Origin of the sequence: Sporolactobacillus pectinivorans, assembly GCF_002802965.1 — a bacterium.
GTDB classification, from domain to species: Bacteria; Bacillota; Bacilli; order Bacillales; family Sporolactobacillaceae; genus Sporolactobacillus; species Sporolactobacillus pectinivorans.
On the sequence record NZ_NXGA01000001.1, the window covers coordinates 3221539 to 3236155 of the forward strand.

A 14617-nucleotide genomic window follows, 5' to 3' on the forward strand; every position below is an offset into this window, starting at 1 on the left:
TTCGTCAAAAAAGAAAACCGTACTGAAGTTTTACCTGAACCTATTATAACAATGGGTTCCAGCTCCTGAATCTTGCAGAAACCAGGAATATTGGCCGATCGTATGATTCATATTTTTCGGGGCAGACTATCAACGGTTATCTGAATGCTTAAACCTTTCTCTTATTGAGGGTTTGTTCGAAGTACCCTCAATGACAAATTTACCGATTACCCCGGAGGAACGAACCTTGCTCAGCGTTCTGCTCTTTCTCAGCTATTTTCTGCTCTTATTTATATTTTTCGTCTGTGTGCTGCTTCGTATGGACATGTTTTCCAAAATAATGCTGTTTCTCTTAATAAGCTGGTCCAGCATCGTTCCCTTCCTTGTTGTGTTCCTTGAAGAGAGAAAAGATGAAACGAAAAAGAATCAGCTGCCTGGAAAGCAGCAAAAAAAGCCATCCTGAATCGAGGAAACGCCATGTTCTGGTACAAAAAAAAGAATCAGTCAATGAAAGAGGAGCAGAGTGCGGCACCTAAAACGATACAAGAGCTGTTTCTTCAGCTGAAAGATAATCCGGATTTTTCCCATTATCAGCATGATCAGGGATCTTTCCAATGCTGGATATCCTTTTTTAATTCACTCGTTAATTTGGAATCGGTCCATCGCGATGTACTCCCATTTCTTTATGATTCACAGATCCACAGTTTTTCTGATGTTCAGGAACGGATCCCTGTGGAAAAGGTGAGCCACGCGTCGGACCTCTACACCATCCAGTCAAAACTGATGGAGGGCTGCATCGTCGTCCAAGAGAAAGAAAGCAGCCTGAACTGCCTGATTGTCCCTACTGTTTCACGCGAAGGGCGACAGATTGAAAAACCTGAAATCGAGACAAGCGTCATCGGTCCGAAAGAAGCATTTGTTGAAGCAATCGATACAAATATCAGTTTACTGAGGAAGCGCATACCGATTCCCCAGTTTACGGTTGAACAGTTCCGGATTGGCAAAATCTCCAACACGCGTGTTTGTCTGGCCTACATTAAAGGCATTGCCAGCGAAGAAAATGTGAACACAGCCAGGCAGCGGCTGCAAAATCTTGAAATAGACCATCTCATTGATGCATCAACGCTCTCCCAGTTGATCTCAGATAACGCGAGATCTCCTTTCCCTCAATTTATTGATACAGAGCGTCCGGATCGCACGATTGCCGGACTATTTGAGGGAAAGATCACCGCTCTCGTTGATGGATCACCAAGCGCTTTGATTTTGCCGACATCATTAATCGAGTTTTTTCTTGCCTTCGATGATTATTTCATCGTCTGGCATTTCGCTACTTTCTATCGGTTGATGCGCCTGTTCGCCGTCGCCTTTTCCGTTTTCTCTTCAGCACTTTACGTCGCCGTGCTGACTTATCATTATCAATTAATTCCGACAGACTTGCTCGGCTCGCTGATCACATCCAGAAGCGTCGTCCCATTTTCTCCAGTGGCCGAAGCACTGGTTCTTGAAATCATGATTGAGCTTCTCCGGGAAGCGGGTGCCCGCCTGCCGACAAAAGTCGGCCAGACGATCGGTATCGTTGGCGGTATTGTCCTCGGAACGGCTTCTGTGCAGGCGGGGCTGACAAGCAATGTGCTGCTGATCATCGTTGCCATGTCCGCCCTGGCAGCCTTTACCACGCCGAATTACCGGATGGGCACAACCATTCGATTTCTGAGATTTCCATTCATTCTGGCGGCAAGCCTGTGGGGGCTGCTTGGTATCGCGCTTTGTTTTACTTTCTTTGTCTGTCACCTGTTAAGGCTTAGCTCACTGGGCAGGCCATATATCGAGCCTATTTTTCCACTCAGAGTTACTGATCTTAAAGACTCCTTTGTACGTTTTCCCTATTCGCTTCAGTCTGAGCGCCCGATGCTGCTCAGGCCCGAAGACACCGGACGTTTCAATAAAAAAAGAGTCCAAAAGAAAAAGGGTAAACCAAGCAATGATATTGATGAATAATCACGGATGAGTTGCTGCCAGGAGGTGGCCGTTTTGGAAAACGTAAAGATTGATGAAACACGCCAGGTCTCACCAGTTAATACCCTTTTTCTAGTTCTCGGCATGCAAATTGGAATCAGTATTCTGTCATTTCAGCGCGTTGCCGCCCAGAATTCGGGCTACGACAACTGGGTAAGTGTCGCACTGATGGGACTTAGCACTTTGGGTGTGATGTGGATCGTCCTCCGCCTCCTTCATAATGAAGAGAGCTATGGGCAGCCGGAACTTTTTTCCATGCAAAAACGCTTTTTCGGACGCTGGATCGGCACACTTTTAAATATCTATGTGATGAGCTACCAGTTTAGTGTGATTGTCATCTTTATGAGAGGTTATATAGAAATCATCCAGGTATGGATCTTTCCTCGCCTAGGCACGCTGAGCTTTGCCGCCATATTCAGTATCATCATCTGGTACACCGTCATGGGCGGCTTCAGAGCAATCACAGGAACCTTTTTCCTGAGCTTTGTCTATCTTGTACCATTGCATCTTCTCAACATTTTGGCGATCGGTAACGCGCATTTTTCCAACCTTCTTCCAATGTTTGAGCATTCGATAGGTGATCTCGCTCAGACATTTATGAAAATGGGGCCTTGCTTTATAGGCTTTGAAACGATCCTTTATTTTTACCCATTTATCAAGCGCCCGCAGCAGGCCGGAAAATGGTGCTATTTCGGGCTGCTGACCACGACCGCCCTGTACCTGACGTTATCGCTCGTTGCTACTGTTAATTTCAGCCCGGGCGAGCTGAAAACAGAAGTGTGGCCGGCCCTTTCATTCTGGAAAAGTATTCATTTTCCGCTGGTCGACCGGTTAGAATATATCGGTATTGTTTACTGGCTTTGCGTGCTTATTCCGAATGTCTCGCTTGGCGCCTGGATTGTCTCGCGGGGCATCAAAATTTCCATACCTTTGATCCGGCAGAAATATGCTCTTGTCTTTGTCATGTTGATGATCACCCTTTCCTGTGCCCTGATCCGGGACCGCCAGCAGTTTGACTGGATCAGCCATTGGATAGCAAATATCGGCCTGTTCTGCATGTACGTCTATATCCCTTTTCTGCTGTTCTGGCAGTGGCTGCTCAAAAAAAAGGGGGCAAAAAAGGATTGAAGATTAAAAGGTGCAGCATGATGCTGAGCTTTCTGCTTCTCAGCGGCTGCGTAGAGACAGATGTTATTGACGACATCCTGATGGCTGAGTCGGAAGGCTATGACTACATTGGAAACGATAAAGTAGTGGGAACGATTACGATGCCGAACTATGCTGAAGGCGGAGTCAGCGGTTCCGGTGGTGGCGGCCTACCATCGACAGCCGCGATGATGAATTCGGCAAGCACCATCACGTACGACGGAAGATCCCTTGTTGAAGTACTTCAGAAAGAGGGCCAGAAAACGATCACCGCCGGCAAATTGAGACTGATGCTTTTCAATCAGGCATACTTGCAGCATGGTCTTAACAAAGTGCTTCATTTCAGGAACCAGGATCCCGAAGTCGGCCGCGATCTTTTTTTGGCGATGGTCGACGGAAGCTGTTTTGATTTACTGACAGGAAGTTATTTGACCGCAATCCCCATTTCACGGTACGCCTATGATTTGATTTTTCAAAATGAGCAAAAAAATTTTCCGCAGACCAATCTTAAGTCTTTTTTTTACAACTATTATGGCTATCAAACGGATCCGTATATGCCGATCATCAAAAAAGAAAAACAGCACCTCGTGATTACTGGCGTCGCGCTGCTCAAGCATGACAAATACGCCGGAAGGATTGCCGGTGAAAACAATGTCTTTATCTTTAAAGCGCTCATGGAAACCTTTAAGTATGGATTTTACGACTATGAATTCAAACCCGGCGAACATATTGCCCTGGAAAACGTCAGTTCACAAATCAAGTATGCTGCTGAAGCGGGCAACAGCCCCGAACCGAGAATTACAGCATCGCTAAAAATCATCGGTTATATACGCCAGGGAAATCCACTGCTCACCACTCTGGATTACAATACCAGCATTAAAAAAAATCTGCAAAAAGAACTTGAAAGCAAAATGGAAACGATGGTCAGCCAGTTTCAGGAAAAAAGAATTGATCCACTTGGCCTGGGCGATCTCGTCCGCAGCTACACTCGGAACTTTAACAGTTCGTCCTGGAAGGACCGTTATCCCAATGCTCACTTCCGGGCACATGTAACCATTGATATAGCCGAAACCGGGGTATCAAAATGACAGAGAATCTGCCCAAAAGAAAGCATTTTCTTTTATTTAATTCTGAAAAAGGGGTATAATAGAAGGATTAACAGGAAAGGGGATTTTGATCTATGGGATTTAATCGCGGCCCGCAAGAACCGGTTCCTGAAGCGGAGACTGCTGTCTGGACATGTACAAATGAGTCATGTTCCGGCTGGATGAGGGATGCTTACTCATTTGACAGTCATCCGAAATGCCCGCTTTGCCATTCTGAAATGAAAAAGGAAACGAGAATGCTCCCGGTCATAGACTGATCATCTGCCTGCATTCTTCGCTATACAAACAACTATTTTTTGCATATTTATCAAAAATAGCAGGACGTTTCTTTTGGGCACAGTCGAAAAGAAACGTCCTGCATTTCTATATATGCGGCTGCAAAAATTGGGTCTGCCGGGATCCTGGCCATTAAAAGATCCGTCCATATATGATATATGATGAAATTTAACTAAAAAGAGAAACAGAATTAAATTTTGTATAAATTACGATACAATAGTAAGGGTAATTAAAGAAGGTGATCCCGTGAAACTGGATAAAATGAAAAGAAAATATGCCGACCGGCGTGGCTGGCGAAGGATCGTGTCCAGTCGGACAAAAGGAAAATCATTCATGTGGCCTTCCTTTCATGGTGACGCGGTCCTGCTGCATTTTGACGAAATCAAGGCACCGATGTCCGTCGTTTATGGAGGTACACGGACAAAAACAGTGGATCAGAATTATTCCTGGCTGCAGCTTTTTCCATGTGATCCTTCCGAATTTGTGCTGACAGCTATGTTCGACGACCGCATGCAATTAGTCCAGTGCTATTTTGACATCGTCAATGAGAAGGGACGGGATAAAAAGGGAGTCCTTTGGTTCGACGATCTGTATCTTGACTTGATTCTTTTTCCGAATCACGAACTTTTCCTCGTTGATGAGGATGAACTGAACGAAGCGCTGGATGAAGATATCATCACTGCTGCCATGCAAAAGAAGGCGTGGCGCACAGCCCATCGCCTGATGCGTTTAATCAAACGGGATCCCGATTTTTTTCTTGATCTCGTCCGCAAAATGCGTGCTACTTTTTCGACGAAATGACTGGAGGATTTCAAATGGAAAAAACCAGGATGATCAAAATGAACGAAGAAGATTTTGAACCCTACATGAAAAAAATGGTGCGGGAGTACGCCGATGAGAAGCAGAAAGCCGGTACGTGGCCAGCTGATGAAGCCCTGAAAAAAGCGCAAGAGGAAATAAAACGATTGCTGCCGGATGGATATCAGACACCAGGCCATTATTTCCTGACTTTACTGAATTCGTCTGGAGAAAAAATCGGCCTGTTCTGGCTGAATTACGCTCTAAATGAACCATCAAGAAGAGCCTTTATTTACGATTTCGAAATATTTGAGCCGTACCGGAACGGCGGATTCGGTCAATCCGCGCTGGACGGGCTATTTGAATACTGTAAAACTGCCAGCCTAAAAGAAATCAGGCTTCACGTCTTTGCACATAATGACCGTGCCATACATGTTTACCGAAAGCTTGGATTCCGGGCAACAGACATGATGATGACGAAACAACTTTGAACGTCTTCTCCTGACATTCAGCTGTTTCTATCACAACCACAGCTAAATAATGAAGAATTTTGCGGTGATCTAGTGATAAATCCGAAGATCAAATGCCCTGTATTTATTTGCCATTCATGATCACTTCTTTCATCAGCCATCGTCCTGTCATCCGTTTCCTCCTCTGAATATAATAAAGCAGGAGCTTCAGCGGCAGGTGGAAGTTGTGTGAACAGCATTGGAATGGCGAAAAATATTGCGTTCCTGTCTATTGCGGTCGGAAAAGTGATTGGCGCAATCAGTAGAACTAACAATTCAATTGAATAACGAGTTACGTGATCAGCTGCTGCTTTCCGGCAGTTTGATACAGTTTGGAGGGAGTGCATTACTGACCGAAATTCTTAGTGACGATCGTCCCTTCCAGCTCATTGTCAGTTTGAATTTTCTCTTTTGAAGATAAAGGTGATGATCCACCGTTGATCAGACAGGTTCTTTCCGCAAACATGAGAGAGTTTGTCACTGGGATGATTCTGCTCACAAATAGAAAAATCAGAAGCAAAGTCTATTCAACGCTAGGCGTAACGATGATCGCCCTCGGGCACTTCATCCAATCGCTGGGCAGGAAGGAGCATATTCGTCAAAAAAATTTTTTACTGAAGTTAATCAGTTGATAACGTCCGGTTCATGGATCGATGTTAGAGGATCTACTGCCATCCTGCTTGGGAGTCTGGAGGAGGAGATCTGATGAAACAGAATAAGAAAAGCCCGACTTTAATTTTCGCAGAAAAAGCCGGAATGAGGATGACCATCCCGGTTCTGCATATTTATGAGCAAAAAATGAGACCAGCTCTCACTCACTCCAGTGCTTCGAGCAGCAAATCAGCAATGTGAACGGCCCGCATTTCACCGGTTTTTCCGACACGTTCGATCCCAGCCTTCATCTCAAGCAGACAGCCCGGATTTGCTGTGACCACTGTCTTCGCCTGTGTTTTCTCCACTTTTTCCATCTTATGATCCAGAATCTGCATCGCCATCTTTGGCTGCACAATGTTATAGTCACCGGCTGAACCGCAGCATGTATCGGCGCCTTCCATTTCCTCATAGGTCACGCCCTCGATGGACTGGAGCAGCAGCCTCGGTTCGCTGAATGTGTGCATTACATTGCGCAGATGGCAGGAATCCTGATACGTAACAATTTGATCTGGAAGCTTCAGACGATGCCTATTTTGAAAGTCTAGTGCAACAAGAATGGCGGAAATATCTTTCAATTTTGAGACAAATTTTTTTGCGCGTTCAACCCATTCCGGTTCATCGGCCAGAATATGATCGTATTCGATCAAAAAAGCGCCGCATCCTCCGGCATTTGTAATAATATAATCCGCGTCTGCTGCTTCAAAAGCATCAATATTCTCTTTCGCCATTTCTTTTGCTTTTCCGAGCTCGCCGCTATGTCCGTGGAGTGCGCCGCAGCACAGCTGATTTTCAGGAATAACCACGTCACATCCCGCTTTTTGCAGCAGCCGTATGGTCGCATTATTTGTAGAAAAAAACATTGTATCCATCAGGCAGCCGGCAAATAACGCGACGGTCGCTTTCTTCTCGTTTTCGTGTTCAAAGAAACGCGGTCGCTGGCGGATTTCTTTTCTTTTCGGCACTTCGGGAAGCACTTTTTCCATCGTCGCCATACTTTCCGGAAACAGATTCATAAAACCGATTTTCCGGGCTACTTTAGGCAGGCCGCTGCGCTGATAAATTCCAAGAAGGCTCGTCGCCGTTTCCAACCGGTTTTGATGCGGAAACAGTTCATTGAAAATGCCCTTTCTCAGCATTTTTACCGGCACAGATTCTTTCTTGTGCTCCTGAAGAATACTCCGGGCATCTTCCAGCAGGTGGCCATATTGTACGCCTGAAGGGCAGACCGGCTCACAGGCCCGGCAGCCAAGGCAAAGGTCAAGCGAGTGAGCAATATCATCATCCGGTTCGACAATCCCGTCAGTGATCCCTTTCATCAGTGCAATCCGTCCACGCGGGGAATATTTCTCCTGATGCCCGGTTTCAATGTAAGTCGGGCAGGAAGGCAGGCAAAAGCCACAGCGCATACAGTTCAGCAATTCATCGTAATCCATTTTCTCTTTAAAATCGTGCTGAATCTTCTTCTTCTCCGTCGCAGTCATCATTTTGCAGCCACCGCCCTTTCCTTCGTTTTTTCAGCAAAAACTTTTCCTTGATTCATAATACCTTTTGGGTCAACCGCCTGCTTGATGCCCCGCATCACGTCAATCCCTGCTGCACCAAGTTTCCATTCCAAATAAGGCGCCTTGGTCATCCCCACACCGTGTTCCCCGGTCAGGGTACCTCCCAGTTCAATCGCCTTTTCAAAGATTTCCGCAAACGCCTCTTCTACACGGCGCATTTCGTCTTGATCGCGCGCATCAGTCAAACAGGTTGGGTGAAGATTGCCGTCGCCGGCGTGCCCGAATGTTGAGATCCGGACGTTGTACTTCTCCGCTATTTCCGAGATCGCCCGAACCATTGTCGCAATTTCAGAGCGTGGAACAGTGGCATCCTCCAGAATGGTCGTCGGTTTCAGCCTGGCAAGCGCACTTAATGCCGACCGGCGGGCTGTGGCCAGCTTTTCCGCTTCTTCATCGGAAGCTGCCAGCCGGACATCCACCGCATCCTCGCTGCGGCAGATCTCCGCAATACTATGAATATCGCGTTCAACGATCTCCCGCGGCCCGTCCTGCACGATTAGAAGAATTGCTTTAACATCTGTCGGCAGGCCGATGTGTGTAAAGTCTTCAACAGCCTTGATTGTATCCTGGTCAAGGAACTCCAATGTGACCGGGATCATTTTATGCGCGATGATTGTTGAAACCGAGCGTCCGGCCGCTTCGATATCCTGATATAGGGCAAGAATTGTTTTCTGTGATTCCGGCTTGGGAATCAGTTTCAATGTCGCCTCCGTTATAACGCCCAGCGTTCCTTCCGACCCGACAAACAGGCGTGTCAAATCATAGCCGGCGACATCCTTTGTCAGTTTTCCGCCGGTTCTGATCAGTTCTCCGTTTGGAAGCGCAATCTGAAGCGCCATCACATAGTCTCGCGTGACACCGTACTTAAGTCCTCGCAAGCCACCAGAATTTTCGCTGAGATTTCCACCAATCGTCGAAATTTTCATGGAACTCGGATCAGGAGGATAGAATAAACCCTCTTCTTCAACCATTTCGCTGATTTCTTTAGTAATGACGCCCGGCTGCACCGTAATCGTCAGATTTTCTTTATCAAGTTCAAGAATCTGATCCAGGCGTTTTAAAAGAAGAACAATGCCGCCATTCACCGGGCACGTATCAGCGCAAAGATTGGTTCCTGAACCTCTCGAATAGACAGGTGTTTCTGTTTCACTGCAAAGCTTCAGAACAGATGCTACTTCTTCTGCATTACCCGGTGACACGACAAAATCGGGCATCGCCTGGTAATTAGGAGTGGCATCATATGAGTATACGAGCCGTCCGCTTGATGAATCATCCACATTTTTCTCACCGACAATAGAGGTGAGTTTTTCCTTCAAAAGACTTAATTTCTTCTTTACTTTTGCAGCAGACATGATCTCTCCCCCAATCTGTGCCAATGCATTTTTAAGCGCTTACTTAAATTCTATTATAGTGATTACCCTCAAATTATTCTACAAAAAGGGCGGATAATCTGCCAATAAAACTGCATCAAGGCTGACATGAATACCTCAGTACAGTATTCTGAGACAATTTATTCAGGATGTTGCCCAACATAAGGGCAATTGAAGTGCATATATGAATCACACGGCAGTTTTAAATCATCATTGCCACCGACCTTTTATAAGAGAAAACAAAAAATCGGGCATACACAGATGCCCGACCGGTCAAGCTATTTTATTTTTGTCCATTTATTTCACAACATCGTAACCCTGTTCTTCAACAGCATCTTTCATCTGATCAAAGCCTACTTTGGATTCATCGTAGTTAACATCGACTTTGCCGGTTGAGAGATCCACAGCAACGTCGGACACACCATTCAGGCCCTTCAATGCTCCGGAAACTGCCATCTTGCAATGGCTACAGCTCATTCCCTTAACTTCCAGTGTTCTTTCCGCCATATTCTCACCTCCTTCAAAAGTGAAACATTAGAATTTAACCCTTTTCAATCTCAGGCTGTTGGCAACAACCGATACAGAACTGAAAGCCATGGCCGCGCCGGCGACCCAAGGTGCGAGTAGTCCGAGCGCTGCAACCGGAATACCGACAGCATTGTAAAAAAGTGCCCAAAACAGATTCTGCCTTATATTACGCATCGTTTTCCTGCTCAGGTCAAGCGCCCGCGAAACATGAGTCAGATCCCCTCCGACGAGCGTCACGTCGGCTGCCTCGATAGCTACATCGGTTCCCGTGCCGATTGCCATGCCAATATCGGCAACGGCCAGCGCCGGCGCATCATTGATACCATCCCCGACCATTGCAACCTTCAACCCCTGCTTCTGAAGCTCCCGAACCTTATTCGCCTTGTCTTCAGGCAGTACTTCCGCGAATACATGATCAATACCGGCCTTGCGGGCAATGGCCTCTGCTGTCCGTTCATTGTCTCCAGTAATCATGTAGACACCTAAACCTCTTGCTTTCAGTTCTTCAATTGCCTCTCTTGATGTAGCCTTGATCGTATCGGCAACGGCAATCATGCCCTGAAGTTTCCCGTTCACCGCCGCAAACATCACTGTTTTGCCATCGGATTCAAGATTTCTCGCCTCGTTCGAGGCTTCGCGGATATCAACGCCTTCCTGCTGCATGAGCTGCCTTGTCCCAATCGCAAACCTCACCCCGGATACTTGTGCAGTGATACCTGAACCGGTATGTGACTCAAAGCCACTGACAGGGAGCTGTTGTTTAAGGACCTGCATCTCCCCGTAGGCAACAACGGCAAGTGCAAGCGGATGCTCACTTTCGTTTTCAGCAGCCGAAGCAAGACGGATCAGTTCCTCTTTGTCCATCTCTCCAAAAAGAATAACGTCTGTTACTTCCGGTTTCCCGTTTGTGATCGTTCCGGTCTTGTCAAGCATAACCGACTGCAGATTTTGCGTAGCTTCCAGATACTCACCGCCTTTGAAAAGGATACCGTTTTCCGCACCTTTTCCCGTACCTACCATAATAGAAGTTGGCGTTGCAAGTCCAAGTGCACACGGGCAGGCAATCACGAGTACGCTGATCGCTGCTCTCAGAGCCGGAGCCAGCTGACCCGGATGTACCCCCGATATCCAGGCCACGAAAACAAGTACGGCAATAGAAATAACTATGGGAACAAAAATACCGGAAATGCTGTCAGCAAGTCGCTGGATCGGCGCCTTGGATCCCTGTGCCTCTTCGACAATCCGGACGATGCCGGCCAGTGCCGTGTCTTTTCCGACTTTTTCAGCCCTTATGATCAATGAACCGTTTACATTAATCGTGGCTCCGATAACTTTGTCATCCGCTTGCTTTGTAACCGGAAGAGATTCACCTGTGATCATCGACTCATTGACTGATGAGCGCCCTTCAACGACTACACCATCCGTCGGTATTTTCTCACCCGGTTTTACTCTCAATAAATCCCCCGGTGAANCACCCGGTTTTCAATAAATCCCCCGGTGAAACGGCGTCAATCGGCACTTTTGTTTCTATGCCGTTTTCGATGCGTGTCGCTTCCTTGGCCTGCAGATCCATCAGTTCCCTGATTGCTGTTGTTGTCTGGCGTTTCGCACGCGCTTCAAAGTATTTTCCGACCAGCACGAGCGTAATCAGAATCGCACTTGTTTCAAAATAAAGATCCGGATGCGCGAGTCCGGCAAACTGAGAGCGGAAGGCTTCCACGACGCTGTAAAAATAAGCGGCACTTGTCCCTAGTGCAACGAGAACATCCATGTTGGCGCTTTTGTTAAGCAGTGCGCGGGTCCCCCCCAGATAAAAAGGCCAGCCAATATAAAACTGGACAACAGTTGCCAGAACGAGCTGGAACCATGGGTTCATCAGCAGCATGGGCAAGGGCAGCCCCGTGTAAAAAGGGAGATGAGCAATCATTGTATAGAGAAGCGGGAGGGACAAAACAACAGAAAGAATGAGCTTGTTCTTTTTCCTGCGCAATTCTTTTTCCTTTTCATCATCTTCAAATGTGTCCTGAGCAACAGCATTGTAGCCCAGTTTCCCGACTTTCCGGAAAATAGCATCAGGTTCTGAAATACCAGGTATATAAATTACCGTTCCGGATTCGGTAGCAAGATTCACCCGTGCTGATACAATCCCAGGCATCCGGTTCAGACCCTTTTCAATTCTCGCCGCGCAAGAAGCACAAGTCATTCCGTTAATCGCCATATCCAAGCGTTTCTGCCTGACTCCGTAACCTAATTTTTCAATTCTTTCAACAATTTCCTGCGGTGCGGCCTGATCTTCCTCCAGTATCACTTTTGCGTTTTCAAGCGCAAGATTAACATTAGCAGAAACACCATCCATTTTATTGAGTACTTTCTCAATTCGATTGGAGCAGGCAGCACATGTCATTCCTGTGACACCTATCGTCATTTCCTTCTTCATTTAATGGCTCCCCCATTCGATCTCTGATCTCTATTTATAAAACTGACGCAATACCTTCAGTAATTCGTTAATCTGTTCGCTTCCATGTCCCTCTTCAATCGCCTGTGAAACGCATGACTTTGTATGGCGTTCCAGTACAGAAAACCCGATTTTTTGCAGTGCCGCCTGAGCAGCCGACAGTTGAATTAATATATCAACACAATAGCGGTCGTCTTCTACCATCTTCTGAACACCCCGGATCTGGCCTTCGACCCGTTTCAACCGATTGACGATCTTTTGTTTTTCTGCTGAGGTTCTCGGCTCCGCCGGAGACTTTTCTGGTTGCATCTCCAGACCGAGTTCATCCGAAATGCAATGGCAGTTCTCTTGTTTAGTCATCGCCTGTTTCCTCCTTTATAGCCTTATTATACCCCTATAGGGTATACAAATCAAGTCATCTCTTCAAAACGGCCAAACGCCCGCATGTACCTTTATGCGAGCGTAATCAGTGATTATTCATTTATTGAGGGAAAACCGTTTGAAAAAGCACCAATATCAGGCTGCCTTCCAAACTTCGTATTCAGTGGCGCCGCCGGTCCGGAAACTCAACCCTATCCCGTTTTTAGTCAGTCGAAACACTACTGATCCTTTTGACCAGATTCCTGATTGATTTGTTTCCATGAGGACTCACCCCTGGCCAAGCCTTCTGCCGCAATTCCCGGTTTTGTCATTTCATAAGGATCAAGGACCTGACTGAGTTTCTCTTCAGAGAAAAGGTGGCGCCCAAGGCACAATTCACGAACCGTTTTTCCTGTGGAAAGGGCCTCCCGTGCTATGCTGCCCGCCTCTTCATAACCGATATAGGGACTGAGTGCTGTCGCAACCCCCACGCTTTGATCAACGTATTTTTTTAACGTTTCAGTGTTAGCCGTGATGCCAATGAGACAATGCGCAGTAAAGGCAGAAAAGGCGTGATGCATGATGTCAATGGATTGAAGCAGGTTGAAAACTAGAACGGGTTCCATGACATTTAATTCAAACTGTCCGGCTTCAGAAGCCATCGAGATTGTGTGATCATTGCCGATCACCTGAAAGGCGACCTGATTAATTACTTCAGCCATTACCGGATTTATTTTCCCCGGCATTATTGAGGAGCCGGGCTGACGCTCGGGAAGAACGATTTCGCCCAGTCCTGCTTTTGGCCCGGAAGCCATCAGTCGAAGATCGCTGGCAATCTTCGACATATTGATCATACAAATTTTGAGTGCGGAAGAAACTTCAGTATACGCGTCCGTATTTTGCGTCGCGTCGACGAGATCTTCCGCTCTTTCCAGCTCAAGCCCGCTGATTCCGGCCAGATGTTCCATAACCTTCTTCCTGTATTCAGTATTCGCATTTAATCCCGTTCCTACAGCTGTAGCCCCCAGACTGATCTTATGAAGCTGTCTTTCTGATTCCGCAATTCGCCTGATATCCCGCTCAAGTACGTGGACGTAAGCCGCGAACTCCTGCCCGAGCCGGATCGGGACGGCATCCTGAAGGTGCGTCCGGCCAATTTTGACGATTGAATCAAACGCTTTTGCTTTTTTCTGAAAAGCACTGAGCATATCGCGCATTGTGCGCTGCAGGCGGCGCAGCATTTTTATGGAAGCCATCCGGGTTGCAGTAGGAAAAACGTCATTTGTGGATTGAGACTTGTTGACGTGATTATTTGGATTGATTGAAACATAGTCTCCCTTTTGTTTCCCTATGAGTTCAAGCGCCCTATTTGCCAGAATCTCATTAGCGTTCATATTGATTGAGGTCCCGGCACCTCCCTGGATCGGATCGACAATAAACTCATCGTTCCACTTGCCTTCAATCATTTCGTCCGCAGCATGTACAATGGCGCGGCCAACAATCGGACTAAGCAGGTTCGCATCAACGTTGGCGAGTGCCGCCGCTTTTTTAACCATCGCTATCGCTTTGATCAATTCTGTGTGAATGCTGTATCCCGTAATTGGAAAGTTCTCCGCCGCCCGCAGTGTCTGCACCCCATAATACGCATCGGCCGGGACTTCTTTCTCGCCCAGCAGATCATGTTCCATTCTCATCAGGATGTTTGCCATCTCCCTCACCCTTTCATTAATCTTGCCACTAGCACTATACGCAGAACTGCGGGCCCCGGTGTGGTTCCAAATCTAATGCGTGCTAAAAAAGCGTGCTTATTTGATAACAGATAAGTGTGTCACAAATAAAATGCGAGCCGCAGTTCGAT

At 46.9% G+C, this 14617-nt stretch carries 13 protein-coding genes and 1 pseudogene; 8 read left to right on the plus strand and 6 right to left on the minus strand.

Annotated elements, in window-relative coordinates:
- Positions 1-190 precede the first annotated feature (190 nt).
- From COP04_RS15805 to COP04_RS20345, 8 genes are all read left to right on the plus strand, one after another.
- Entirely contained in the window at positions 191-442 is a 252-nt protein-coding gene (locus COP04_RS15805; RefSeq protein ID WP_157800342.1) for a hypothetical protein, read from the plus strand.
- Between the two features lie 14 nt (positions 443-456).
- Entirely contained in the window at positions 457-1977 is a 1521-nt protein-coding gene (locus tag COP04_RS15810) for a spore germination protein (protein WP_100488905.1), read from the plus strand.
- 33 nt (positions 1978-2010) lie between these two features.
- Positions 2011-3123: a GerAB/ArcD/ProY family transporter gene (locus COP04_RS15815; protein WP_157800343.1), complete on the plus strand. Its 1113-nt coding sequence runs from the start codon at positions 2011-2013 to the stop codon at positions 3121-3123.
- Positions 3120-4229, plus strand: coding sequence for a Ger(x)C family spore germination protein (locus COP04_RS15820; protein ID WP_100488907.1), 1110 nt, complete (start codon positions 3120-3122; stop codon positions 4227-4229). Before COP04_RS15815 ends, COP04_RS15820 begins: the two co-directional genes overlap by 4 nt.
- A 92-nt stretch (positions 4230-4321) precedes the next feature.
- A complete protein-coding gene (locus tag COP04_RS15825) occupies positions 4322-4504 on the plus strand; it encodes a cold-shock protein (RefSeq protein ID WP_100488908.1) in 183 nt (60 codons plus the stop codon).
- A gap of 265 nt (positions 4505-4769) precedes the next feature.
- Positions 4770-5324, plus strand: coding sequence for a ribonuclease FAU-1 family protein (locus tag COP04_RS15830; protein ID WP_100488909.1), 555 nt, complete (start codon positions 4770-4772; stop codon positions 5322-5324).
- Positions 5325-5338: 14 nt separating this feature from the next.
- Positions 5339-5812 (plus strand): GNAT family N-acetyltransferase, encoded by a 474-nt coding sequence (locus COP04_RS15835; RefSeq protein ID WP_157800344.1) that lies wholly within the window; start codon positions 5339-5341, stop codon positions 5810-5812.
- Between the two features lie 455 nt (positions 5813-6267).
- Positions 6268-6462 (plus strand): hypothetical protein, encoded by a 195-nt coding sequence (locus tag COP04_RS20345; RefSeq protein ID WP_239984900.1) that lies wholly within the window; start codon positions 6268-6270, stop codon positions 6460-6462.
- A 183-nt stretch (positions 6463-6645) separates the two neighbouring features.
- On the opposite strand, the gene COP04_RS15845 is transcribed toward COP04_RS20345, so the two are convergent.
- The 6 genes and pseudogenes from COP04_RS15845 to aspA all read right to left on the minus strand — a co-directional run bounded on the left by COP04_RS15845 (position 6646) and on the right by aspA (position 14468).
- Positions 6646-7965: a (Fe-S)-binding protein gene (locus COP04_RS15845; RefSeq protein ID WP_193437484.1), complete on the minus strand. Its 1320-nt coding sequence runs from the start codon at positions 7963-7965 to the stop codon at positions 6646-6648.
- A complete protein-coding gene (gene glcD / locus COP04_RS15850; protein ID WP_100488912.1) occupies positions 7965-9398 on the minus strand; it encodes a glycolate oxidase subunit GlcD in 1434 nt (477 codons plus the stop codon). Before glcD ends, COP04_RS15845 begins: the two co-directional genes overlap by 1 nt.
- Before the next feature lie 315 nt (positions 9399-9713).
- Positions 9714-9923 (minus strand): copper chaperone CopZ, encoded by a 210-nt coding sequence (gene copZ, locus COP04_RS15855; protein WP_100488913.1) that lies wholly within the window; start codon positions 9921-9923, stop codon positions 9714-9716.
- 27 nt (positions 9924-9950) lie between these two features.
- Positions 9951-12381 (minus strand): annotated as a pseudogene (locus COP04_RS15860) (heavy metal translocating P-type ATPase).
- 30 nt (positions 12382-12411) lie between these two features.
- Complete coding sequence (locus tag COP04_RS15865; protein WP_239985003.1) at positions 12412-12708, minus strand: metal-sensing transcriptional repressor; 297 nt, start codon at positions 12706-12708, stop codon at positions 12412-12414.
- A 290-nt stretch (positions 12709-12998) separates the two neighbouring features.
- Complete coding sequence (aspA, locus tag COP04_RS15870; protein WP_100488915.1) at positions 12999-14468, minus strand: aspartate ammonia-lyase; 1470 nt, start codon at positions 14466-14468, stop codon at positions 12999-13001.
- Positions 14469-14617 lie beyond the last annotated feature (149 nt).